25 protein-coding genes are annotated in these 21,628 nt (G+C 65.9%); 15 read left to right on the top strand and 10 right to left on the bottom strand.

Annotation, left to right across the window (positions count from 1 at the left end; all coding sequences use genetic code 11):
- Nucleotide 1: 1 nt before the first annotated feature.
- The 9 genes from WJU21_RS06890 to WJU21_RS06930 all read right to left on the bottom strand — a co-directional run bounded on the left by WJU21_RS06890 (nucleotide 2) and on the right by WJU21_RS06930 (nucleotide 5,774).
- Nucleotides 2-466, bottom strand: a complete 465-nt coding sequence (locus WJU21_RS06890; protein WP_346322666.1) for a YbgC/FadM family acyl-CoA thioesterase — start codon at nucleotides 464-466, stop codon at nucleotides 2-4.
- Complete coding sequence (gene ruvB, locus WJU21_RS06895; protein WP_346322667.1) at nucleotides 459-1,517, bottom strand: Holliday junction branch migration DNA helicase RuvB; 1,059 nt, start codon at nucleotides 1,515-1,517, stop codon at nucleotides 459-461. The genes WJU21_RS06890 and ruvB overlap by 8 nt, the downstream gene beginning before the upstream one ends.
- Nucleotides 1,514-2,119, bottom strand: a complete 606-nt coding sequence (ruvA, locus tag WJU21_RS06900) for a Holliday junction branch migration protein RuvA (protein WP_346322668.1) — start codon at nucleotides 2,117-2,119, stop codon at nucleotides 1,514-1,516. The genes ruvB and ruvA overlap by 4 nt, the downstream gene beginning before the upstream one ends.
- Nucleotides 2,116-2,652: a crossover junction endodeoxyribonuclease RuvC gene (ruvC, locus tag WJU21_RS06905; RefSeq protein ID WP_346322669.1), complete on the bottom strand. Its 537-nt coding sequence runs from the start codon at nucleotides 2,650-2,652 to the stop codon at nucleotides 2,116-2,118. The genes ruvA and ruvC overlap by 4 nt, the downstream gene beginning before the upstream one ends.
- Nucleotides 2,653-2,656: 4 nt before the next feature.
- A complete protein-coding gene (locus WJU21_RS06910) occupies nucleotides 2,657-3,403 on the bottom strand; it encodes a YebC/PmpR family DNA-binding transcriptional regulator (protein ID WP_346322670.1) in 747 nt (248 codons plus the stop codon).
- A 186-nt stretch (nucleotides 3,404-3,589) separates the two neighbouring features.
- Nucleotides 3,590-4,399, bottom strand: coding sequence for a TIGR00282 family metallophosphoesterase (locus WJU21_RS06915; protein WP_346322671.1), 810 nt, complete (start codon nucleotides 4,397-4,399; stop codon nucleotides 3,590-3,592).
- The gene (locus tag WJU21_RS06920; protein WP_346322672.1) at nucleotides 4,396-4,974 is read right to left on the bottom strand and encodes a 5-formyltetrahydrofolate cyclo-ligase; all 579 of its coding nucleotides are present in this window, start codon (nucleotides 4,972-4,974) and stop codon (nucleotides 4,396-4,398) included. The genes WJU21_RS06915 and WJU21_RS06920 overlap by 4 nt, the downstream gene beginning before the upstream one ends.
- 197 nt (nucleotides 4,975-5,171) lie before the next feature.
- Nucleotides 5,172-5,474: a cell division protein ZapA gene (locus tag WJU21_RS06925; RefSeq protein ID WP_346322673.1), complete on the bottom strand. Its 303-nt coding sequence runs from the start codon at nucleotides 5,472-5,474 to the stop codon at nucleotides 5,172-5,174.
- A gap of 9 nt (nucleotides 5,475-5,483) precedes the next feature.
- Nucleotides 5,484-5,774: a DUF4164 family protein gene (locus tag WJU21_RS06930; RefSeq protein WP_346322674.1), complete on the bottom strand. Its 291-nt coding sequence runs from the start codon at nucleotides 5,772-5,774 to the stop codon at nucleotides 5,484-5,486.
- A 218-nt stretch (nucleotides 5,775-5,992) separates the two neighbouring features.
- Between WJU21_RS06930 and tkt the strand changes: the two genes are divergently transcribed.
- From tkt to WJU21_RS06970, 8 genes are all read left to right on the top strand, one after another.
- Nucleotides 5,993-7,966: a transketolase gene (gene tkt / locus WJU21_RS06935; protein ID WP_346323475.1), complete on the top strand. Its 1,974-nt coding sequence runs from the start codon at nucleotides 5,993-5,995 to the stop codon at nucleotides 7,964-7,966.
- A gap of 29 nt (nucleotides 7,967-7,995) precedes the next feature.
- Nucleotides 7,996-9,009 carry a type I glyceraldehyde-3-phosphate dehydrogenase gene (gap, locus tag WJU21_RS06940; protein ID WP_346322675.1) on the top strand — a complete coding sequence of 338 codons (1,014 nt, stop codon included), beginning with the start codon at nucleotides 7,996-7,998 and terminating at the stop codon, nucleotides 9,007-9,009.
- 4 nt (nucleotides 9,010-9,013) lie between these two features.
- Entirely contained in the window at nucleotides 9,014-10,213 is a 1,200-nt protein-coding gene (locus WJU21_RS06945) for a phosphoglycerate kinase (protein WP_346322676.1), read from the top strand.
- A gap of 34 nt (nucleotides 10,214-10,247) precedes the next feature.
- Nucleotides 10,248-11,168 carry a class I fructose-bisphosphate aldolase gene (locus WJU21_RS06950; RefSeq protein WP_346322677.1) on the top strand — a complete coding sequence of 307 codons (921 nt, stop codon included), beginning with the start codon at nucleotides 10,248-10,250 and terminating at the stop codon, nucleotides 11,166-11,168.
- The gene (gene thiE / locus WJU21_RS06955; protein WP_346322678.1) at nucleotides 11,165-11,812 is read left to right on the top strand and encodes a thiamine phosphate synthase; all 648 of its coding nucleotides are present in this window, start codon (nucleotides 11,165-11,167) and stop codon (nucleotides 11,810-11,812) included. Before WJU21_RS06950 ends, thiE begins: the two co-directional genes overlap by 4 nt.
- Nucleotides 11,813-11,927: 115 nt before the next feature.
- A complete protein-coding gene (efp, locus tag WJU21_RS06960; protein WP_346322679.1) occupies nucleotides 11,928-12,488 on the top strand; it encodes an elongation factor P in 561 nt (186 codons plus the stop codon).
- An 8-nt stretch (nucleotides 12,489-12,496) separates the two neighbouring features.
- Nucleotides 12,497-13,330 carry an inositol monophosphatase family protein gene (locus tag WJU21_RS06965; protein ID WP_346322680.1) on the top strand — a complete coding sequence of 278 codons (834 nt, stop codon included), beginning with the start codon at nucleotides 12,497-12,499 and terminating at the stop codon, nucleotides 13,328-13,330.
- Nucleotides 13,331-13,357: 27 nt separating this feature from the next.
- Complete coding sequence (locus WJU21_RS06970; protein WP_346322681.1) at nucleotides 13,358-13,867, top strand: OmpA family protein; 510 nt, start codon at nucleotides 13,358-13,360, stop codon at nucleotides 13,865-13,867.
- A 55-nt stretch (nucleotides 13,868-13,922) separates the two neighbouring features.
- On the opposite strand, the gene WJU21_RS06975 is transcribed toward WJU21_RS06970, so the two are convergent.
- Nucleotides 13,923-15,755: an ABC transporter transmembrane domain-containing protein gene (locus WJU21_RS06975; RefSeq protein WP_346322682.1), complete on the bottom strand. Its 1,833-nt coding sequence runs from the start codon at nucleotides 15,753-15,755 to the stop codon at nucleotides 13,923-13,925.
- A 146-nt stretch (nucleotides 15,756-15,901) separates the two neighbouring features.
- On the opposite strand from WJU21_RS06975, the gene rpmE reads away from it, so the two are divergent.
- From rpmE to WJU21_RS07010, 7 genes are all read left to right on the top strand, one after another.
- Nucleotides 15,902-16,120 carry a 50S ribosomal protein L31 gene (rpmE, locus tag WJU21_RS06980; RefSeq protein ID WP_346322683.1) on the top strand — a complete coding sequence of 73 codons (219 nt, stop codon included), beginning with the start codon at nucleotides 15,902-15,904 and terminating at the stop codon, nucleotides 16,118-16,120.
- Nucleotides 16,121-16,256: 136 nt separating this feature from the next.
- Nucleotides 16,257-17,561 (top strand): serine hydrolase domain-containing protein, encoded by a 1,305-nt coding sequence (locus WJU21_RS06985; protein WP_346322684.1) that lies wholly within the window; start codon nucleotides 16,257-16,259, stop codon nucleotides 17,559-17,561.
- Nucleotides 17,551-18,819 carry a serine hydrolase domain-containing protein gene (locus WJU21_RS06990; RefSeq protein ID WP_346322685.1) on the top strand — a complete coding sequence of 423 codons (1,269 nt, stop codon included), beginning with the start codon at nucleotides 17,551-17,553 and terminating at the stop codon, nucleotides 18,817-18,819. Before WJU21_RS06985 ends, WJU21_RS06990 begins: the two co-directional genes overlap by 11 nt.
- 19 nt (nucleotides 18,820-18,838) lie before the next feature.
- Nucleotides 18,839-20,086 carry a serine hydrolase domain-containing protein gene (locus tag WJU21_RS06995; protein WP_346322686.1) on the top strand — a complete coding sequence of 416 codons (1,248 nt, stop codon included), beginning with the start codon at nucleotides 18,839-18,841 and terminating at the stop codon, nucleotides 20,084-20,086.
- A complete protein-coding gene (locus WJU21_RS07000; protein ID WP_346322687.1) occupies nucleotides 20,083-20,436 on the top strand; it encodes a hypothetical protein in 354 nt (117 codons plus the stop codon). Before WJU21_RS06995 ends, WJU21_RS07000 begins: the two co-directional genes overlap by 4 nt.
- A gap of 19 nt (nucleotides 20,437-20,455) precedes the next feature.
- Nucleotides 20,456-20,893, top strand: a complete 438-nt coding sequence (locus tag WJU21_RS07005; RefSeq protein ID WP_346322688.1) for a GNAT family N-acetyltransferase — start codon at nucleotides 20,456-20,458, stop codon at nucleotides 20,891-20,893.
- A gap of 159 nt (nucleotides 20,894-21,052) precedes the next feature.
- Nucleotides 21,053-21,529 (top strand): Hsp20 family protein, encoded by a 477-nt coding sequence (locus WJU21_RS07010; RefSeq protein ID WP_346322689.1) that lies wholly within the window; start codon nucleotides 21,053-21,055, stop codon nucleotides 21,527-21,529.
- The last annotated feature ends 99 nt before the right edge of the window (nucleotides 21,530-21,628 follow it).

The raw sequence follows: 21,628 nt of genomic DNA on the forward strand, positions 1-21,628 counted from the left end.
GTCAGGCCTTTGCGGTGTCGCGTGGTGGAAGCATGGTCTTGAGCCGGGCAATGAGATCGGTCGGCTGACGGCGCGGCTTGCCCTTGCCGTCCAGGCAGACGACGCGAATCCGCGCCTCGGCGATGGGAGTGTCGTTGCGCCAGATGTCCTGGCCGAAGTCGATATACGCCGCGCCGACGCCATTGTTCACGGTGCGGACCTGGAGCAGGTCGTCGAGCCGCGCAGGCGCGCGAAACTCGACGTGGCAGTTCTTGACCGCGAAGCCCAGGACGCTGCCGACGTCGCCCCGCATGGCGACGTACTGGCTGACACCCACGAGCCGCAGCAATTCGGTGCGCGCACGTTCCATATAGCGCAGATAATTGGCGTGATAGACCATCTGTGCCGTGTCCGTGTCCTCAAAATACACGCGCACCGGAAAACGGTGCATACCCTCGCTGACCGTGCCGGACATCCAGTCAGACATCCTCTTCCCCCGTGGGAAGGCTCATTTGCGCCGCGGGCAAGGCGGCAGGCGCGGCAAGGCCCAGATGCTTGTAGGCAGCCGGGGTCAGAATACGCCCTCGCGGTGTCCGCTGGATGAACGCCTGCTGCAGAAGATAGGGCTCGATTATGTCCTCAATGGCGTCGCGCGGTTCGGACAGCGAGGCGGCGATGGTTTCGATGCCGACCGGCCCACCGCCGAAGTCGACGCCGATGCAGCGCAGGTAGCGCCGGTCCATGGCGTCGAGGCCGCGGCCATCCACCTCCAGGCGGGTCAGCGCCATGTCGGCCATGGCGGCGTCGACCATGCCGTGGCCGGCGACCTCGGAAAAGTCGCGCACCCGGCGCAGCAGGCGGCCGGCGACACGCGGGGTGCCGCGCGAGCGGCGGGCGATCTCGATGGCCCCATCGCGGCTCAGGCCAAAGTCCATCACCCGGGCGCCCCGTTCGACGATGGAGCACAGGTCATCCACGCCGTAGAATTCCAGCCGGACCGGGATACCGAAGCGGTCGCGCAGCGGCGTGGTCAGCAGGCCCGAACGGGTGGTGGCGCCGACCAGCGTGAAGCGCGGCAGGTCGATCCGCACCGAACGCGCCGCCGGCCCTTCGCCGATGATCAGATCGAGTTGGAAGTCCTCCATGGCCGGATACAGGATTTCCTCGACGGCGGGCGCGAGCCGGTGAATCTCGTCGATGAACAGCAGGTCGTTTTCCTGGAGGTTGGTCAGCAGGGCGGCCAGTTCGCCCGCCCGGGCGATCACCGGCCCCGAGGTGGCGCGAAAATTGACGCCCATCTCGCGGGCGACGATCTGCGCCAAGGTGGTCTTGCCAAGGCCGGGCGGGCCGGCCAGCAGCACATGGTCGAGCGCCTCGCCCCGGCTGCGCGCAGCCTGGATGAACACCGTGAGGTTGTCGATCGCCTGGCGCTGGCCGATGAACTCGGCGAAGCGCCCGGGACGCAGGCTCGCTTCGTAGGCGTCCTCGTCGCGCTTCACGGCGCCGACCATGCGGTCGTCTCCGGCGGATGTGCTCATCCAGCCAGTTCCTTCAGCCCGCCGCGGATCAGAACGTCCAGCGACGCCGCACCGCCCTGCGCCCGGTTGACCCGCGCCACCGCGCCCATGGCGTCGGCCTGCCGGTAGCCGAGATTGACCAGTGCCGAGACCGCATCCGCCGCCGGGCTGCCACCGGGCGTGCCGCCGGCCGCGACCGACGAGGCGTCGAAGCCTTCGAAGGCCGGCACCTTGTCCTTCAGCTCGATCACGATGCGGGTGGCAAGCTTGGGCCCCACGCCCGAGGCGCGGCCGATCATGGTCTTGTCCTGCCCGGCGATCGCCTGTGCGATCTCGCCCGGCGAGAGGATGGACAGGATCGCCAGCGCAACCCTGGCGCCCACACCCTGGACACTCTGCAGCCGCCCAAACCACTCTTTTTCGCCACCTGTCAGAAAACCGTAGAGGTGGATGTGGTCTTCGCGTACGTGGGTCTCAATATGCAGAACGACAGATTCTCCAGTTTTTGGCAGGCCTTGCAGGGTTTTCCCGGGACAAAACACGAAGTAACCCACGCCCCCGACGTCGATAATCGCCCAATCCTCGCCGATTTCATCGACCGTGCCCCTGAGCCGCGCGATCATGGCCGCACGCCTCCACCGAAAGACGAAGACACCCGCGATTCGATATTGGCGCCGCTGCGCACCAGATGCGCGTGGCAGATGGCAACGGCGAGCGCGTCTGCGGCGTCCGGCCCCGCCAGGTCCACGCCGGGCAGCAGGATGCCGACCATCATGCGGATCTGATCCTTGGCCGCGTGGCCAACGCCGACCACGGACTTCTTCACCTGATTGGTGGCATATTCAGCCACGGGGATACCGCGGATGGCCGGCACCAGCATGGCGATGCCGCGCGCCTGGCCCAGCTTCAGGGTCGATCCGGGATTCTTGTTGACGAAGGTTTCTTCCACAGCGGCAAGGTCCGGCTGCCAGGCATCGAGAACCGCATTCAGACCGGCGAAAATCTCGGCGAGACGCTGCGCCAGACTACCGCTGTCGTCCGACCGCACGCTGCCGTTGGCCACGTGCCGCAAACGGCTTCCGGAGGCGTCAATGACGCCCCAGCCGGTGCACCGCAGGCCGGGATCGAGCCCGATAAGCCGGACGCTGTCTGCCATTCTCCTAAGCGCTGAGCCCTTCCATCACCTCGTCGGACATCTCGAAATTCGCATAGACGTTCTGGACGTCGTCGTCATCGTCGAGCGCGCCCAGCATCTTCATCAATGTCGCCGCGTTGTCGCCGTCGACCTGGATGGTGGTCTGCGGCTTCCAGATCAGCCGCGCCTCCTCGGCCTCGCCCAACGCCGCCTCGAGCGCGTCACGGACGGCAGCGAACTCCTCCAGCGCGCAGATGATCTCATGGCCGTCCTCGTCGGACTGGCAATCGTCGGCGCCGGCCTCCAGCGCGGCCTCGAACACCGTCTCGGCCGACCCGGCCGCGACCGGATATTTCAGCATGCCGACCCGGTCGAACGCATGCGAGACGCTGCCGGACGCGCCCAGATTGCCGCCGTTCTTCGAAAACTTGGTGCGGACTTCCGAGGCGGTGCGGTTGCGGTTGTCGGTCAGCGCCTCGACAATGACCGAGACCCCGCCCGGGCCGAAGCCCTCGTACTGTACCTCTTCGTAGGTCTCCAGATCTGACGCGGTCGAGCGCTTGATGGCCCGGTCGATATTGTCCTTGGGCATGCTCTGGGCCTTCGCCGCGGAGATCGCCGCACGCAGGCGGGCGTTCGACGCGGGGTCAGGACCGCCCATCTTCGCCGCCACCGTGACTTCCTTGGCCAGCTTGCTGAAAAGCTTGGACCGCTTGGCGTCCTGGGCGCCCTTGCGGAACATGATGTTCTTGAATTTGGAATGACCCGCCATCGTCTCTGCTCGACTCGTGTTTTTCTGGTGTTCAACCTGTTGCGACGGCCCTCGGGCCGCGCGGTGATCTGCCCTGACTTATACCAGATATTGTGGGGTCAGGCAGCTAATTCACATTCGATTGAGCGTGCACGCAAACCCCGGATACCTTGGAATTGTGGCCTTGTTGTGAGACCGCAATAGCCTCTAGGGCCAGCTTTCGGCAAGTCTCCCGCCGATCCGGAGCGGCACGATGCGCTCCGCCTTCCCCGTCGTGTCGTTGCTTTCCACATAGACACCGCAGAGCGTCGCCTCGCCGTTGGCCGGCACGAAGCGGCCGCCGCCGATCTTGGTGGTGAAACGCCGGAGCGGCTCTTCCTTGTCCATGCCGATCACCGAATTGTAGTCGCCGCACATGCCGCCGTCGGTCTGATAGGCGGTGCCGCCGGGCAATATCTGCGCGTCGGCCGTGGGCACATGGCTGTGCGACCCCACCACCAGGCTGGCGCGCCCGTCGGCGAAGTGGCCCATGGCCATCTTTTCCGAGGTTGCCTCGGCGTGAATGTCGATCAGCACGAAATCCGCGCGTTTGCCCAGCGTGTATTCCATCAGCGCCTGGTCGACCACGCGGAACGGGTCATCGAGCGGATCCATGAAAATGCGCCCCATGACATTGATGATGGCGACCGTCTGGCCGCCCCGCGCCATGTACATGCCATGACCGTGCCCCGGCGTCCCTTCCGGGAAGTTGGCCGGGCGCAGCAGGCGCGGTTGCTGATCCATGATGTCGACGATCTCGCGCTGGTCCCAGCTGTGGTTGCCGCCGGTGATCACGTCGACGCCGGTCTGGAGCAGCCGGTTGGCGATGTCCTGGCTGATGCCGAAGCCGCCGGCGGCGTTTTCGCCGTTGGCCACGACGAAATCCAGGTCGAGCCGTTCACGGATATCCGGCAGGCGCTGGAGCAGGGCATCGCGTCCGGCGCGGCCGACGATATCCCCGAAATATGCAAGCTTCACGAAACGGCCTTTCTGAAGTCCATGGCGCCCTCTTCCGTGACCACCATGTCAAGCGGTTCGTCGTGCGCCTGCGTCGGCACCGCGGCCACGCGCTGGCCGGCATAGGCGATGCCGACGGCAAGCACGGGCCCGGCGCGCCGCAGATTGGCGAGTGCCCGGTCGTAATAGCCGGCACCGTATCCCAGGCGCCGACCGGCACCGTCATAGGCGAGAAGCGGGACGAGGACAATATCGGGCCGCAGGGCCTGGTTCGTTTCGGGCGGCTGCAGAATGCCGAAGCGGCCCGTCACCAGCGCCCCGCCGGGACGCCAGGCGCGGAAAACCAATCCATCCGGCGGGTCGACGGGCACCGGCAGCGCACATTCCCAGCCGGCCGCCGCCAGGAACCGCAACAGGGGCAACGGATCGGCCTCGTCGCGAAACGGGTGATAGCCGGCGATGGTCCCGCAGGGTTTGATCAGGATGGCGGATGCGAACGACGTGACCAGCCGGGCGCCGATGTCGCCAGCGGCCCGCGCGAGGGTTTCTCGGGCTGCCGCCGCTTGCCGGCGGAGTTCGGGTTTGTTGGGCTGCATGGTCACCGGTGCGCGGTCAAATGTGCAGTGGGACCGCCGCAATCGTAGAACCAAGAAATTCCTCTGTGGCCTGTTTGTACAGGTGGGCGCCGTATAGCAGGACCAGGGTCACGCCAGGGACAGCTCCCGTCGAGGTTGGTATCGCCCCAGGGAATATGCACGTCTTCGAGAAGCGCAGTACCCACTGCCCCTCATACTTAGGCGCTTTCCATGCGGGCGGCAATATGCTCGATTTGCGCGGCCAGCGTGTCCATATCGCCCAGATGGGACACGAGGTCGCCCCGCGACAGCTTGGCGCCGCCGCCTTCACTGAGTTCGTCGAGCAGGATGATCCCGGCCATCAGGATCAGCTTGGCCTCGCCCACCTGTCCGAGCGCGCCGGCAAGTTCCGTTACCCGGGCATCGAAAATCTGCGCCAGCTCGAGCAGGCGGTCCTGCTCGCCCTCGTTGCAGGTGAACTGATAGGGCGCGTTGTTGACGGTGAGCGTTACCTGGGGCACGGCCGACTCCTATCCTGCGATCGCGCGTCGCAGCGAGCCGATCACGTCATCGAGACGCCCGGCTGCCTGGGTGTTGCGCTCTTCCAGCGAGCGGTTCGTGGCCTCGGCCAGCGCCAGCCGCTGCTTGAGCGCGTTGTTTTCCGACCGGAGCTGATCGCATTCGCCGCGCAGCCGGTCCACATCCGCCGAGGACGGGGCGTCGCCGCGGGCGGCGACCGCCCGATTCAAACGGTCCAGCGCCGCCTTTAGCCGCGCTGTCGCTTCCGTGAGTGCTTCCACCGATTCCGGGTTGGTCGCCATGGCGCCTGCCCTGCCTGTTCTACTGTTGTTCAATGGCTTATACCCTATTTCTCGCGTTAGATGATAGCCCCAAGCAACACCCGCTGTCATGCCCCTTACAGGCGGCCCGCTTCGCGGTTGACCTGAGGATGTTCCTGAGTATTGTGGCGCCACCTGCGGGAACGGCAGATTCCCGCCCTCGGAGAACACACCGCACGATGAACGAGACAGCCGTCCAGATGGTCACCAGCCGGGATATGGCCAACGCCATCCGGGCCCTATCGATGGACGCGGTTCAGGCCGCCAATTCCGGACATCCCGGCATGCCCATGGGCATGGCCGACGTCGCAACGGTACTGTTTACCCAGTTCCTGAAATACGACCCGCAGCATCCCGGCTGGGCCGACCGCGACCGCTTCGTGCTGTCGGCCGGCCACGGCTCCATGCTGCTCTACTCGCTGCTGCACCTGACCGGGTACGACAGCATCGGAATGGACGACATCCGCAATTTCCGCCAGCTCGGCAGCCCCTGCGCCGGCCACCCGGAATTCGGCCATGCCGCGGGCATCGAGACCACCACGGGTCCGCTGGGCCAGGGCATCGCCACCGCCGTCGGCATGGCGCTGGCCGAGCGGCTGCTGGCCGCCCGGTTCGGCGAACAGATCGTCGACCACCACACCTATGTGGTCGCGGGCGATGGCTGCCTGATGGAAGGCATCAGCCAGGAAGCGATCTCGCTGGCGGGTCACCTCAACCTGAACAAGCTGATCGTGCTGTGGGATGACAACCGCATCACCATCGACGGTCCCGTCGAATTGAGCAGCTCCGAGGATCAGGCCGCGCGCTTCCGCGCCGCCGGCTGGAACACCCTGGCCGTCGACGGCCACGACCAGGACGCGGTCGCCGAGGCGATCCGCACCGCCAGGGCATCGGACCGCCCGACCATGGTCGCCTGCCGGACCATCATCGGCTATGGCGCCCCGAACGTTCAGGGGACCTCGGCCACCCACGGCGCGGCGCTTGGCGACAAGGAAGTGGCGGCCGCCCGCGAGAATATGGGCTGGGCATCGCCGCCCTTCGAGATTCCCGCCGACATCATGTCGGCCTGGCGGTCCGCCGGCGCCCGCGGCGCCTCGGCGTTCCAGACCTGGCAAGGCCGTCTGGATGGCATCGAGGCCGGTCAGCGCGCCGAGTTCGAGCGGCGCCAGCGCGGCGCGTTGCCGCAGGACTTCGACGCCGCCATCAAGTCGTATATCGCCGACCTGATCGCCAAGCCCGCCAATGTGGCGACCCGCAAGTCGTCGGAAATGGCGCTCGAGATCATCAACGGCGCGGTACCCGAGACGATCGGCGGCTCGGCCGACCTGACCGGCTCCAACAACACCAAGACCAAGGCCCAGGGCGTGGTCAAGCCGGGCGACTTCACCGGCTCGTTCATCCATTACGGCATCCGCGAACACGGCATGGCCGCGGCCATGAACGGGATCGCGCTGCACGGTGGACTGATCCCCTACAGCGGCACCTTCATGGTGTTCACCGATTATTGCCGGCCGGCAATCCGCCTGTCGGCGCTGATGTCGCTGCGGGTCATCTATGTCATGACCCATGATTCCATCGGCCTAGGCGAGGACGGCCCGACCCATCAGCCCGTCGAGCATCTGGCCAGCCTGCGCGCCATGCCGAACCTGAACGTGATGCGCCCGGCGGACGCGGTGGAAACCGCCGAATGCTGGCAGATTGCCCTGAAATCCTCGCACACGCCGTCGATTCTGGCGCTGAGCCGCCAGAATCTGCCGCAGCAGCGCCTGACTGTCGAAAGCGAAAATTTGTGCGCCCACGGCGCCTACGAATTGCTGCCGGCCGACGGTGCGGCGAAAGTCACCCTGTTCGCCAGCGGTTCGGAAGTGGCCATCGCCACCGAAGCCCGGACCAAATTGCAGGCCGAGGGCATTCCCACCCGCGTGGTGTCCGTGCCGTCTTTCGAGCTATTTGAGAGGCAATCGGATGTCTACCGCAAGCAGGTGCTGGGCGAAGGGACTGCCCGCGTCGCTGTCGAGGCGGGCGTGCGCCAGGGCTGGGAGCGGTTCATCGGCGACGGCGGCGGCTTCGTTGGCATGAGCAGCTTCGGCGCATCGGCGCCGATCAAGGCACTGTACGAGCATTTCGGCATCACCGCCGACAAGGTCGCCGCCGAGGCCAAGGCGCGTCTGTAACAAGCATATCAAGAGCGGAGAGAAGTAATATGACGGTTCGGGTTGCCATCAATGGTTTCGGCCGCATCGGCCGCCTCGTGCTGCGGGCGATCATCGAGAACAGCAAGAGCGATATCCAGGTCGTCGGCATCAACGACCTTGGCTCGGTCCAGGACAATGCGTTCCTGCTGAAATATGACAGCGTCCACGGCCCGTTCCCGGCGCCGATCAATGTCGATGGCAACACCATGGACGTGGGCCAGGGCCCGATCCGCATCACCTCCGAGCGCGACCCCTCCAAGCTGCCGTGGAAGGAACTGAACGTCGATATCGCGTTCGAGTGCACCGGCATCTTCACCACCGGCGACAAGGCCGGCGCCCATCTCGCGGCCGGCGCCAGTAAGGTGCTGATCTCGGCGCCCGGCACCGACATCGACCTGACCACGGTTTTTGGCGTGAACCACGACAAGATCCAGGCCGGGCACCGCATCATCTCCAACGCGTCGTGCACCACCAACTGCCTGGCGCCGGTCGCCAAGGTGCTGCATGAGGCGATCGGCATCGAGGCCGGCTTCATGACCACGGTGCACGCCTATACGGGCGACCAGAGCCTCGTCGACACCCTGCACAAGGACCCGCGCCGCGCCCGTGCCGCCGCCATGTCGATGATCCCGTCGACCACCGGCGCGGCCAAGGCCGTCGGCCTGGTGCTGCCGGAGCTGGCCGGCAAGCTGGATGGCACCTCGATCCGCGTGCCGACGCCCAATGTCTCCATGATCGATCTGAAGTTCATCGCCAAGCGCGAGACCAGCGCCGAGGAGATCAACGAGGCGATCAAGCGGGCTGCCGGCGGCAACGACCCGCTGGGCCAGGTGCTGAACGCGGTCGACGAGCCCTGCGTCTCCATCGACTTCAACCACAACCCCGCCAGCTCCAGCTTCGACCTGACCCAGACCCAGGTGGTCTCGGGCAAGCTGGTGCGGGTGCTGAGCTGGTACGACAACGAATGGGGCTTCTCCAACCGTATGTCGGATACCGCCCGCATCATGGCCAGCCTGGGCTGATCAGATGGCCGATAGCGGTCTGAAGCGCTTCAAGACCCTCGACGACCTCGACGTCGCCGGCAAGACGGTACTGGTCCGCGCCGACCTCAACGTCCCCATGCGGGACGGTGAGGTCGGCGACGACACCCGCATCCGTTCGGTGGTGCCGACCCTGAAGGCGATCCTTGCCAGGGGAGGCAAGGTCGTGGTGCTGTCCCATTTCGGCCGGCCCAAGGGCAAGCGGTTGCCGGAAGCCTCGTTGCGTCCGGTGGCCGAGCCGCTGTCGCGGGCCCTCGGCCGGCCGGTGGCGTTCGCCGAGGACTGCATCGGTCCCGAGGCCAAAAAGGTCGTGAAGGGTCACGATGTGGTGCTGCTGGAGAACCTGCGCTACCACGCCGGCGAGGAAGCCAACGGCGAGGCGTTCGCGTCCAAGCTGGCCGAACTGGGCGACGCCTACGTCAATGACGGCTTCTCGGTTTCGCACCGCGCCCATGCCAGCGTCGATGCGATCACAAGGCTGCTGCCGTCGGCCGCCGGCCTGTCCATGCAGGCCGAGCTGGAGGCGCTGGAGAAGGCGCTGCACAACCCCGACAGGCCGGTTGCGGCCATCGTCGGCGGCTCGAAAGTCTCGAGCAAGCTGGAAGTGCTGGGCGCGCTGGTGAACACGATGGACTATCTGATCATCGGCGGCGGCATGGCCAACACGTTCCTCTACGCCAAGGGCGTCGACGTAGGCGCCTCGCTCTGCGAAAAGGATCTCAAGGAACGGGCGCTGGAAATCCTGGCCCGTGCCCGGACCACGGCCTGCAAGATTTTGCTGCCCATCGACGCCGTGGTCGCGCAGGAGCTGGCGGCCAATGTGCCGGTGCGCGAAGTGCCCGTGCGCGAGGTCGAAAGCGACGATATGATCCTCGATGTCGGCTCCGACACCATCGAGGAACTGAAGCACGTGCTGCGCCGCTGCAAGACATTGCTGTGGAACGGGCCGCTGGGCGCGTTCGAGGTCCGCGGTTTCGATGTGGGCACGGTGGCGCTGGCGCGCGAAGCGGCCCGGCTTACCCGCGAAGGCAACCTGTTGTCTGTCGCGGGCGGCGGCGATACGGTTTCGGCACTGAACAATGCCGGCGTGTCGCATGATTTCAGCTATATCTCCACCGCGGGCGGCGCCTTCCTCGAATGGGTAGAGGGCAAGGAGCTGCCTGGCGTGAAGGCGCTGCAGGTTTGAAATTCCGAGTACAATTGGGTCAGGGAAGACACCGATGAAAAGCACCCGTATCGTCAAGCAGATCCTGGGCCACTACGAGTCCGATAATCCGGGCACCAAGGCCAATCTCAACCGTATCCTGATGACCGGCAAGCTGGGCGGCACCGGCAAGCTGGTGATCCTGCCGGTCGACCAGGGCTTCGAGCACGGTCCCGCGCGTAGCTTCGCGCCGAATCCGCCCGCCTATGACCCACACTACCATTTCCAGCTTGCCATCGATGCAGGCCTCAACGCCTTCGCCACGCCGCTGGGCATGATGGAAGCGGGCGCCGACACCTTCGCCGGCCAGATCCCGACCATCCTGAAGGTCAATTCGTCCAACTCGCTGGCCGACGCCAAGGACCAGGCCATCACCGGCAGCGTCAACGACGCGCTGCGGCTGGGCTGTTCGGCCATCGGCTTCACCATCTATCCCGGCTCGGAATATTGCTTCGAGATGATGGAAGAGATTCGCGAGATGGCCGACGAGGCCAAGTCGGTCGGCCTCGCCGTGGTGATCTGGTCCTATCCGCGCGGCGGCGACATCTCCAAGGAAGGCGAAACCGCCATGGACATCTGCGCCTATGCGGCGCACATGGCCGCGCTTCTGGGCGCCCACATCATCAAGGTGAAGCTGCCCAGCGACCATCTGGAGCAGAAGGAAGCCCGCGCGGTCTACGAAAAGCAGAAGATCGACCTGTCGAGCATGGCGGCGCGCGTGAAGCACGTCATGCAGTCGTCGTTCAACGGCCGCCGCATCGTGGTGTTCTCGGGCGGCGCAGCCAAGGGTGCGGATTCGGTCTTTGACGACGCCCGCGCCATCCGCGACGGCGGCGGCAACGGCTCGATCATCGGCCGCAACACGTTCCAGCGGCCGCGCGACGAAGCCATCGCCATGCTGAGCACCATCATCCGCATCTATCAGGGCAAGGAATGAGCGCCGCGGGACGAGAGCGTACGCGGCTGTATCTGATCACGCCGCCGCGGATCGACCCCGTCCCGTTTTCCGAAACCCTGGCGAAGGCGCTGGATGCCGGCGACGCCGCCTGCCTCCAGCTTCGCCTTAAGGAAGTGCCCGAAGACGAGGTGCGCCGGGCGGCGGATATCCTGCTGCCGGTCTGCCAGGCCTATGACGTGGCGCTGCTGATCAACGACGACCCGAGGATGGCCGCTGCGGTGGGGGCGGATGGCTGTCATGTCGGCCAGGAAGACATGTCCTACAGGGACGCGCGCAAGCTGCTGGGGCCGGATGCCATCATCGGCGTCACCTGCCACGACAGCCGGCATCTGGCCATGGAAGCGGGCGAGCAAGGCGCGGACTACGTGGCGTTCGGCGCGTTCTTTCCGACCGCCACCAAGACGCCCAAATCCACCGCCGGGCTCGATCTGCTGACCTGGTGGCAGGAACTGATGGAGATCCCCTGCGTCGCCATCGGCGGCATCACGGCGGAGAACTGCCGCCCGCTCGTCGAGGCCGGCGCCGACTTCATCGCCGTCGCGGCCGGCGTCTGGGGTGACGAAGCGGGTCCGGCGGACGCCGTGAAGCGCTTCAACGCGATTTTCGACGAGATCACCGGCTGAACCGACGCCGCCCGTCTGGCCATGGCAGCAACCGGAATCCCGGCATTGCCTCCCCCTACCCATGCTCCTATAGTCCGCGCCGCTCCGGGAACCCGTGCGAGGAACGCTTCAGGTCATGAAAGTCAACGGCAACGCGATCAAGCCCGGCTACATCATCGAGCACAATGGCGGGCTGTGGCGGGCGGTGAAGACCGAGCACACCCAGCCCGGCAAGGGCGGCGCCTATCTGCAGGTGGAACTGAAGAACATCCGCGACGGATCGAAGCTGAACGAGCGTTTCCGCGCCGCCGAGTCCGTCGACCGGGTTCAGCTTGAGCTGCGGCCGTTCCAGTATCTGTTCGGCGATGACGACAACCTGACCTTCATGAACACCGAGAACTACGAGCAGGTCACCGTCGCCCGCGAACTGGCCGGCGAACAGGTCGTGTTCCTGCAGGACGGCATGTCCGTCGAGATCGAGTTCTACGAAGACGAGCCGCTCTCCTTGCGCATGCCTGACAAGGTGACGCTGGAAGTGGCTCAGACCGAGCCGGTAGTCCGCGGCCAGACCGCCGCCAATTCCAACAAGCCGGCGATCCTGGAGAATGGCGTGCGCGTCTCCGTGCCGCCGTTCATCGGCATCGGCGACCGGGTCATCGTCAACACCGAAACCTTTTCCTACAGCGAAAGAGCATAAGCAAAAGAATGGCCGTCAAATCCGCCATCATCAACGTCATGGTCGGCGCCGCCCTGAAGGCCGGCCCGCAACTCGCCCGCGACTTCGGCGAGGTCGAGCAGCTTCAGGTATCCAAGAAAGGCCCATCGGACTTCGTGTCCATGGCCGACCTGAAGGCCGAGAAGACCCTGCACCGCGAACTGAGCAAGGCGCGGCCCGACTTCGGCTTCCTGATGGAAGAACAGGGCGTGCGCGAAGGCGCCGACAGCACCCAGCGCTGGATCATCGATCCGCTCGACGGCACCACCAATTTCCTGCACGGCATCCCGCATTTCGCCATCTCCATCGGCTACGAGAGCAACGGCGAGATTCTGGCCGGGGTGATCTATGACCCGATCAAGAACGAGATGTTCTGGGCCGAACGCGGCCGCGGCGCGTGGATGAACGACAAGCGCCTGCGCGTCTCCAGCCGGTCCGACCTGTCGGAGGCGGTGCTGGCGACCGGCATCCCTCATCATGGACGCGGCAACACCCGGGAGTTCCTTGCCATGTCCGAGATCTTCATGGCGCGCACCGCCGGTATCCGGCGCTTCGGCGCGGCGGCGCTCGACCTGGCCTATGTGGCCGCCGGGCGCTACGAGGGCTACTGGGAACTGGATCTGAAGCCGTGGGACGTGGCGGCGGGCGCGATCATCGTGAGGGAAGCAGGCGGCTTCATTACCGACTATGCCGGCCGCGACCGCGCAGTGCAGAGCGGTGAGGTTCTGGCGGCCAACGACCATCTTCACCCCGCGCTGGTCAAGCTGATCTCGGACGCGCGGCGCGACGTTGCGGCACGCACCGCAAAGACGGCCTCGAATTAGCCGGTTTCGCACCCTATGTCCCGAGACATGACACATCATGTTTTCCGTTCGGGACTGCTGGCCCTCGCTCTCGCCGCCGCGCCGCTCGCTTGCGCCGCGGCGCAGGAAGGCGATGGCATCGACATCAACATGGATGCGCTGAAGAATCGCCCCACCGATACGCCGCCGCCGCAAGCCGCGCCGGCGACCGCAGCGCCGGAATCCACCAAGCCGGCCAAGGTGAAGACATTCACCGGCCGGTCGGTGATGGTGCTGTTCGAGCCCGGCAGCGCGGCGCTCGAGGCAGGCGCCACCAGGAGACTCGACGAGATCGCCGCCCAATCCGGCAGCCAGCGGCTGGAGCTGAAGGCCTATGCCGGCACGGAAAAGCAGTCGGCCAGCGATACCCGCCGCCTGGCGCTGCAGCGCGCCATCGCCGTGCGCGGCTACCTGATGGGCAAGGGCATGGACGGCACCCGCATCGCCGTACGGCCGCAAGGCCCGGCCCATGACGGCCAGGCGCCCGAGCGGGTCGACGTCAGGTTCCTGCAGGAATAACCCGGAACGGCGCAGGCGCGGTTCACCGTGCCGGAAACGCCGGGATCAGGCCCCTCTACCCTGAAATCACGCTGAGCTTGCGGCCGGGTTCCGAACCGAACTGCAATTCGGCGAGCCGCGCATAAAGCCCGCCTTTCGCCAGCAGCTCCTGATGCGTGCCTTCGGCCACCAGCTCGCCGCCGTCGATGACCAGGATGCGGTCGGCCTTCAGGACGGTGGCCAGCCGATGGGCAATGACCAGCGTTGTCCGGTCCTTCATCAGCACGTCGAGCGCCGCCTGCACCACCTGTTCACTGCGCGCATCGAGGGCGCTGGTCGCCTCGTCGAGCAGCAGGATCGGCGGATCGCGCAGGATGGCGCGGGCGATGGCGATGCGCTGGCGCTGGCCGCCGGAGAGCTTCACGCCGCGCTCGCCCAGCTGGGTGTCGAGGCCCTGCGGCAGGCTTTCCAGGAACTCGTCGGCATGGGCGGCCCTGACGGCGGCGCCCACTTCGTCGTCGGTCGCACCGGGCCGGCCATAGCGGATGTTCTCGAGCGCCGAGGCGGCGAAGATCATGGTGTCCTGCGGCACGATGCCAAGCCGGCGGCGCACATGGCGCGGATCGGCGCGGGCGACGGGGACGCCGTCGATGCGGATCGTTCCCTGCGCCGGATCGTAGAACCGCAGCAGTAACTGGAAGACGGTCGACTTGCCGGCCCCCGACGGGCCGACCAGTGCAACGGTTTCCCCCGCGCGCACGCTGAACGACAAGTCGTTGAGCGCAGCCGTTTCGGGGCGCGACGGATAGTGAAAGGTGACGCCCTCGAACGCCACCTCGCCGCGGGGCGGCTCGGGAAGCGCCATGGGGCTGGCTGGCGTACGGATTTCCGGCTCGATCTGCAGCAGTTCCATCATGCGACCCGCGGCGCCGGTGGCGCGCAGGATCTCGCCATAGCTTTCGCTCACCCCGACCACCGAGCCGGCGACCATGATGGCAAAGAACACGAACTGGGCCAGCGCGCCGCTGGTCATGCGCCCGGAGATGACGTCCTGGGCACCGATCCACAGCACCACGTCGATGGCGCCGATCGCCAGCAGGATCACCAGGAAGGTCAGCAGCGCCCGCGAGCGGATGCGCCGCACCGCCGTGGTGAAGGCGCTTTCGCCGATGCGGTGGAACACAGTCCGGTCCGCCTCCTCATGGGTGAATGCCTGGATGGTCTGTGTGGCGCCGAAGCTCTCGGTGACCGTGGCGCCGATATCGGCGATGCGATCCTGGCTGGCGCGCGACAGGTTGCGGACCGAGCGGCCGATCAGCAGGATCGGCGCCAGCACCAGCGGCACGGCCAGCAGCACCAGCAGGGTCAGCTTGAAATTGGTGAGGCCGAGCGCGATCAGGCCGCCGATCACGGTCAGGGCCGAGCGAATCGCCACCGAGAAACTGGAACCCACCACCGACTGGATCAGCGTGGTATCGGCGGTCAGGCGCGAGGCGATCTCGCCCGAGCGGTTTTCTTCGAAGAATGACGGACTCAGCGAGATCACGTGGCTGTAAACCGCCGCGCGGATGTCCGCCACGACCCGCTCACCCAGCCAGGAAACCAGGGCGAATCGCGCGGCGGTGGCTGCCGCCAGGATGACGACGACCCCGAACACCGCCAGGAAATAATAGTTCACATGGCCCGCATGTTCGGCGTTGAAGCCCATGTCGACCACCCGCCGCAACGCCGGACCGAATGCCAGCACCGCCCCGACGCCGGTCGCCAGCGCGATGGCGGCGAAGACGATCATGGTGCGGTAGGGTCGCAGGAACTGGAGCAGGAACCGCAGGTGTCCCAGCTTGCGCTTGCCAGCGCGAGCAAATACGGGGCTCATCGCCTCGGCAGGCTGCGGGTCTTTCTCGGTCACGCGCTCACTTTCCGTTGCCGTGCCTCCCTATATCAGTAGTGTAGGTGAAACACCAATGCGGCAGACCCTTGCGGCGCTGCACATCGGGGTTGCGGAGCCAGATTGGCTCGTCTATATAGCGCCCTCGACTTTTACCGGAGCTGACCATGAAAACCGGCATTCACCCGGACTACCACACGATCAAGATCGTGATGACCGACGGCACCACCTTCAACACCCGTTCGACAATGGGTAGCGAGGGCGACACGCTGACGCTCGACATCGATCCCAAGTCGCATCCGGCCTGGACGGGTGGCGTACAGCGCGTGCTCGAAACCGGTCAGGTGGCGAAGTTCAACAAGCGTTTCGCGAATCTCGGCCTCTAAGCAGGTCAACATCACTGAATTTGGGAACGGCGCCGCAAGGTGCCGTTTCTTTTTTGTGCCGCACAGCCGGCTACCGCATACTACGGGGCATTGACGCCGGTTCGGGGAGAACCGGCCGGGAAAAGGGGAAGTGATGATGAATCGCCTTTTGGGCGCATTGCCCGTTCTCGCCTTTTTGCTGATTTTTTCCTTGTCCACCGGCGCCCTGGCAGCAGGCTTGCCTGCGGCGCCGCCCGCGCAACTGGGTTTCTCGCCCGAGCGGCTGAAGCGCATCGATGCGCTGATGCAGCGCTATACAGAACAACAGAAACTCGCCGGCATGACCATCGCCATCGCCCGCGACGGCAAGCTCGCCTATCTGCACTCCGAAGGGATGGCCGACATCGCGGCCGGGCGTCCGATCCGGCAGGACACCATCTTCCGCTTCTATTCCATGTCCAAGCCGATCACCGCGGTGGCCGCCCTCCAGCTTGTCGAGCAAGGCAAATTGCGGCTCGACGACGCGCTTGCCGAGCACCTGCCCGAGTTCAGGGACGTGAAGGTGTATGCCGGCGAGAATGCCGACGGCAGCATGAAGCTGGAGGCGCCCGCAAAGCCGATCCGTATCCGCGACCTGTTCACCCATACGTCGGGCTTCACCTATGCCGGGATGTTCGACCAGACGCCGGTTGGCGCCGCCTACGAAACGGCGGACATCATGCGCGCCGACCGCACGCTGCAAGAGTTCAGCAAGGTGATCGCCGGACTGCCGCTGACCATCCAGCCGCAGACCACCTACAATTACGGCGTCTCGACCGACATATTGGGCCGTGTCATCGAGGTGGTGTCGGGCGAACCGTTCGATGCCTATCTCAGGGCGCATGTCTTCGAGCCGCTGGGCATGGCCGACACCGCTTTCACCGTGCCCGCCGACAAGCTGGAGCGCTTTGCCGAGATCTATGAGGCGAAGCCCGGCGGCGGCCTGCAGCCGGTCGCGGACGACGAGGTCCGCACACGGTTCCGTGCGGATGCAGGCGCCCGGCTCAATTCGGGCGGCGGCGGCCTCACCTCCACCGTCGGCGATTATCTGCGGTTCAGCCAGATGCTGCTCAATGGCGGCGAACTGGACGGCGTGCGCATCCTCGGCCCCAAGACCGTGGCGCTGATGACCGCCCCTGCGCTGCCCATGGACCGGATGGGCGCGATGGCCGCCTTCATGCCAGGCTATACCACGGGCCTCGGGGTCGCCGTGCTGGTCGACCTGGGGCGCTCGGAGTTGCCCGGCTCGGTCGGCGAGTTCAACTGGGCCGGGGCGGCCAGCACCTATTTCTTCATCGATCCGAAGGAAAAGCTGATCGCGATCCTGCTCACCCAGCACTTTCCCCCGACCCAGTATCCGCTGCGCGAGGAACTGAAGGCGATCACCTACCAGGCACTGGTGGAGGCGCGCGATGTGGACTAGGACCCTCGCCGCTCTCCTGTTGCTGCTGACGCCGGTTCCGGCGCTGGCGTCGGGGCTGCCGGCCGCGCCGCCCGAATCGCTGGGCTTCTCGCCCGACCGGCTGGCGCGCATCGACGATGCCATGCAGCGCTGGGTGGACGACGGCAAGCTGGCCGGCGTCACCATTGCCATCGCCCGCGACGGCAAGGTCGCCTATCAGCATTCGGCGGGCATGGCCGACATCGCCCGGCAGCGGCCCATGGCTGACAACACGCTGGTGCGCATCTACTCCATGACCAAGCCGATCACCGCCGTCGCCGTGATGATGCTGGTCGAGGAGGGCAAGCTGCGTCTCAACGACAAGCTGTCGGACCATCTGCCCGAATTCCTCGACATGAAGGTGGCTACCGGCGACGGACCGAACGGCATTGTCACCGAACCGGCGAAACAGCCGATCCGCATCTTCCACCTGCTGACCCACACGTCGGGCATGACCTATGCCCTGTACGACACCACGCCCGTGGGCAAGCTCTACGACGAGAACGATGTGATGAATGCGGGCCGCAGCACCGCCGAGTTCGTGAAGCTGGTCGCTTCGCTGCCGCTCATGGCGCAGCCGGGAACGCAGTACAATTACGGCGTGTCCATCGACGTGCTCGGGCGGCTGGTCGAGGTCGTCTCCGGCCAGCCATTCGACGTGTTCGTGGAGCAACGGATCACCGGTCCGCTGCGCATGGACGACACCAGCTTCGCGGCAAAGGACAAGACCAGCCGCCTTGCGGAACTGTATGGCCCCGGCCCCGACGGAGCGCCAGCGCCGCTGGTCAACGAGGTCTGGAACCCAGACTACATCGACGGCTCGCCGTTCAAGTCCGGCGGCGGCGGTATGGTGTCGACCGTGGGCGACTATTTGCGCTTTGCGCAAATGCTGCTGAATGGCGGCGAGCTGGACGGGGTGCGGCTGCTGTCGCCAAAGACGGTGCAACTGATGACCACGGGACAGATTTCCCACGAGCGCCGCGGCTACATGCTGGTGGGCCTGCCCGGCTACGACATGGGCCTGACCATGGCGGTGCTGGAGGACGTGGGCGAGTCGCACCTGCCGGGATCGGCGGGCGAGTTCAACTGGGCGGGCGCGGCCAGCACCCACTTCTTCGTCGATCCGAAGGAGAAAATCGTCGCCGTGCTGATAACCCAGATGTTCCCGGACCAGTACAAGATGCGCCAGGAGCTGAAAAATCTGACCTACCAGGCATTGGTGAAGTCCGGTGCAGATTAACCGTTTCGCAGCATTCCTGTTGGCGGGCTTGCTGGCACCGGCTGGCGGGCTTGCCGGGGGACTGCCTGAAGGCGATTCGGCAAGCCACGGTTTCTCGCCCGACCGGCTGGCGCGCATCGACGATGCCATGCAGCGCTGGGTGGACGACGGCAAGCTGGCCGGCGTCACCATCGCCGTCGCCCGCGACGGCAAGCTTGTCTACGACAGGTCGGTGGGGATGGCGGACATTGCGCGCGGCCTGCCCATGACCGGTGACACACTGGTGCGCATCTATTCCATGACCAAGGCGGTGACCGTGGTCGCGGCGTTGATCCTGGTTGAGGAGGGCAAGCTGCGCCTGACCGATCCGGTCTCGTCCTACCTGCCCGAGTTCGCCGGCACCGGAATCTACGTCGATGGCGGACCGGATACGCCGAACACCCGTCCGCCGAAATCCCCGCCAAGGATATTCCACCTGATGACCCACACCTCGGGCCTGTCCTATCCGGGTGGCTACGATACGACCGCAGTGGGCACGATCTACGACCGCAAGGACGTATTCAACCCTCGCAACACGCTGGCCGAGCTGTCGAAGAAGACGGCGAGCATCCCGCTGACCGACGAGCCCGGCAATTTTCACTATGGCGCGTCCATCGACATATTGGGCCGGGTGATCGAGGTGGCGTCGGGCAAGCCGCTCGATAAGTTCCTGAGGGAGCGCCTGTTCGCGCCGCTGAAGATGAACGACACCATGTTCACGGTGCCCGCGTCCCTGCGCGGCCGCTTCGCCGAACTCTATACCAGCGGCCCCGACGGCAAGCTGGCGGTCCTGAGGGACGGCGCGGGCCTTGGACTCTACGAGACCGATGCAAGGCTGCTGTCGGGCGGCGGCGGCCTGGTGTCCACCACCTATGATTACCTGCGCTTTTGCCAGATGATGCTGAACGGCGGCGAGCTTGATGGCGCACGCATCCTTGTGCCCAAGACAGTGCAATTGATGACCACGGGCCAAGTGTCGCCCGACCGCCGCGGCACGTTGAAGGACTTCTCGCCCGGTTACGACATGGGGCTGGGGTTCGGCGTACTGGAGGATCCGGGGGCGTCGGGCATGCCCGGATCGGCCGGCGAGTTCCGCTGGGGCGGCGCGGCCAGCACCGAATTCTTCATCGACCCGCAGGAGAAGATCGTCGCCGTGCTCAGCACCCAGTTCATGCCCAGCGACGCCCACAAGCTGCGCGAGGACATGAAGGCGCTGATCTATCAGGCGCTGACGGCGCCCGATCGATGACCACAGCCGGGGCCAACAAGACGGCAAGAATCGACAGGGCGCTGGGCGCCATCGTGCTGCTATGCCACGGGGCGACGGCGCTGGTCGCGGTGGCCATCGCGGTTTTCATCGGCAACATGATCTTCGGCTTCGGCCTGGACATCCCCCTGCTGGCTTTCGCGCCGCTAATCGTGGCGGTCGCCGTGATTTCGGGGGTCCGTGCCGGCGCGGCGCGCCTTCGGCAGGTGGTAAGGGACAGAATGGTGGGCGTGCCGGAAACCGGAAACCCTGCCGTAGCGCGACCCCAGCAACCAGCGCCCGGAGCGGATGGCAAATGGTGGCACGACCCGCCCACGGACCGGAACGCCTAGCGGCGGCCAGGAGCACCCCATGATCCGCCCGGCCGAGGCCGAAGACACCGACAGGATCCGCGCCTGCGTGCACGCCGCCTTCGCGCCCTTCGTCGAGCGGATCGGCCGCCCGCCCGCACCCATGCTCGCCGATTACGCCGCGCTGGTCGCGGCAGGAAAGGTACACGTGACCGCGCCCGACCTGGTCGGCCTGATCGTTCTTTATCCACGGGGCGCCGCGCTCCACGTGGAGAACGTGGCGGTCAGTCCCGAGGCGCGCGGGAAAGGCTTCGGGCGGGAGCTGATGGCGTTTGCGGAAGCCTCGGCCCGGCGGTTGCGGCTCGGCGCGGTCGAACTCTACACCCACCAGAAGATGACCGAGAACATCACCTATTACAGCGCGCTCGGCTATCGCGAGATCCGCCGCGGCGTGGAAGATGGCTTCCCGCGAGTGTGGTTCCGCAAGCCGGTGGCGTGAGCGCCCTGCCCGGTCGAATACCGCCGCATTCCCTCTTGAATGGCCCAAAACCCTTCCCAAATGTCCATTCGTCGGGTGCCGATGACGGGCCCGGCGACGGAAACCGGCCCGACCAGACGGTGGGCCACAAGCAACCCTTATTGCTCGATGGAGAGTAAGATGCGTGTATTCGACACCAATCCCCTGATGCGTTCGGCCGTGGGCTTCGACAACCTCGTCCGCATGCTCGACAATGCCACCCGCCTCAACGGCGACGGCGGCTATCCCCCCTATGACATCGAGAAAGTCGGCGACGATAACTACCGCGTGACCATGGCCGTCGCGGGCTTCGGCGAGGACGAGCTCGACGTGACCGTGAAGGACGATGTGCTCGTGATCTCGGGCCGCGCCCAGAAGGCAGAGACCGCGGAAGACGAGACCGAGACACCGCAGCCGGTCTACCTGCACCGCGGTATCGCCAAGCGCGCCTTCGAGCGCCGCTTCCATCTGGCCGACACGATCAAGGTCACAGGCGCCTCGCTCGAGAACGGCTTGCTGCATGTGAGCCTGGTTCGCGAGGTTCCCGAGGAGCGCAAGCCGCGGCAGATCGCCATCAACGGCAAGGGCGCCAAGGTCATCGACCACGCGGCTGCCTGACCCTTCTTTGCCACTCACCGGGCCGTCCGCGAAAGCGGGCGGCCCGCTGTTTTTGCCGGGCGCCGCCAGCTGCCATGCGGATGGCGCAGGTTGTCGCCG

This window comes from Emcibacter sp. SYSU 3D8 (assembly GCF_039655875.1).
Taxonomy (GTDB): Bacteria; Pseudomonadota; Alphaproteobacteria; order SMXS01; family SMXS01; genus RI-34.

Excerpts from the sequence above, each read along its gene's own strand:
- ruvB (WP_346322667.1), bottom strand. The coding sequence starts at position 1,517 with ATGAGCACATCCGCCGGAGACGACCGCATGGTCGGCGCCGTGAAGCGC.
- ruvA (WP_346322668.1), bottom strand. The coding sequence starts at position 2,119 with ATGATCGCGCGGCTCAGGGGCACGGTCGATGAAATCGGCGAGGATTGG.
- tkt (WP_346323475.1), top strand. The coding sequence starts at position 5,993 with ATGGTCACCAGCCGGGATATGGCCAACGCCATCCGGGCCCTATCGATG.
- WJU21_RS06990 (WP_346322685.1), top strand. The coding sequence starts at position 17,551 with ATGTGGACTAGGACCCTCGCCGCTCTCCTGTTGCTGCTGACGCCGGTT.
- WJU21_RS07000 (WP_346322687.1), top strand. The coding sequence starts at position 20,083 with ATGACCACAGCCGGGGCCAACAAGACGGCAAGAATCGACAGGGCGCTG.
- WJU21_RS06945 (WP_346322676.1), top strand. The coding sequence starts at position 9,014 with ATGGCCGATAGCGGTCTGAAGCGCTTCAAGACCCTCGACGACCTCGAC.
- WJU21_RS06930 (WP_346322674.1), bottom strand. The coding sequence starts at position 5,774 with ATGGCGACCAACCCGGAATCGGTGGAAGCACTCACGGAAGCGACAGCG.
- WJU21_RS06950 (WP_346322677.1), top strand. The coding sequence starts at position 10,248 with ATGAAAAGCACCCGTATCGTCAAGCAGATCCTGGGCCACTACGAGTCC.
- efp (WP_346322679.1), top strand. The coding sequence starts at position 11,928 with ATGAAAGTCAACGGCAACGCGATCAAGCCCGGCTACATCATCGAGCAC.
- ruvC (WP_346322669.1), bottom strand. The coding sequence starts at position 2,652 with ATGGCAGACAGCGTCCGGCTTATCGGGCTCGATCCCGGCCTGCGGTGC.
- WJU21_RS06970 (WP_346322681.1), top strand. The coding sequence starts at position 13,358 with ATGACACATCATGTTTTCCGTTCGGGACTGCTGGCCCTCGCTCTCGCC.
- gap (WP_346322675.1), top strand. The coding sequence starts at position 7,996 with ATGACGGTTCGGGTTGCCATCAATGGTTTCGGCCGCATCGGCCGCCTC.
- thiE (WP_346322678.1), top strand. The coding sequence starts at position 11,165 with ATGAGCGCCGCGGGACGAGAGCGTACGCGGCTGTATCTGATCACGCCG.
- WJU21_RS07005 (WP_346322688.1), top strand. The coding sequence starts at position 20,456 with ATGATCCGCCCGGCCGAGGCCGAAGACACCGACAGGATCCGCGCCTGC.
- WJU21_RS07010 (WP_346322689.1), top strand. The coding sequence starts at position 21,053 with ATGCGTGTATTCGACACCAATCCCCTGATGCGTTCGGCCGTGGGCTTC.
- rpmE (WP_346322683.1), top strand. The coding sequence starts at position 15,902 with ATGAAAACCGGCATTCACCCGGACTACCACACGATCAAGATCGTGATG.
- WJU21_RS06910 (WP_346322670.1), bottom strand. The coding sequence starts at position 3,403 with ATGGCGGGTCATTCCAAATTCAAGAACATCATGTTCCGCAAGGGCGCC.
- WJU21_RS06965 (WP_346322680.1), top strand. The coding sequence starts at position 12,497 with ATGGCCGTCAAATCCGCCATCATCAACGTCATGGTCGGCGCCGCCCTG.
- WJU21_RS06985 (WP_346322684.1), top strand. The coding sequence starts at position 16,257 with ATGAATCGCCTTTTGGGCGCATTGCCCGTTCTCGCCTTTTTGCTGATT.
- WJU21_RS06890 (WP_346322666.1), bottom strand. The coding sequence starts at position 466 with ATGTCTGACTGGATGTCCGGCACGGTCAGCGAGGGTATGCACCGTTTT.
- WJU21_RS06920 (WP_346322672.1), bottom strand. The coding sequence starts at position 4,974 with ATGCAGCCCAACAAACCCGAACTCCGCCGGCAAGCGGCGGCAGCCCGA.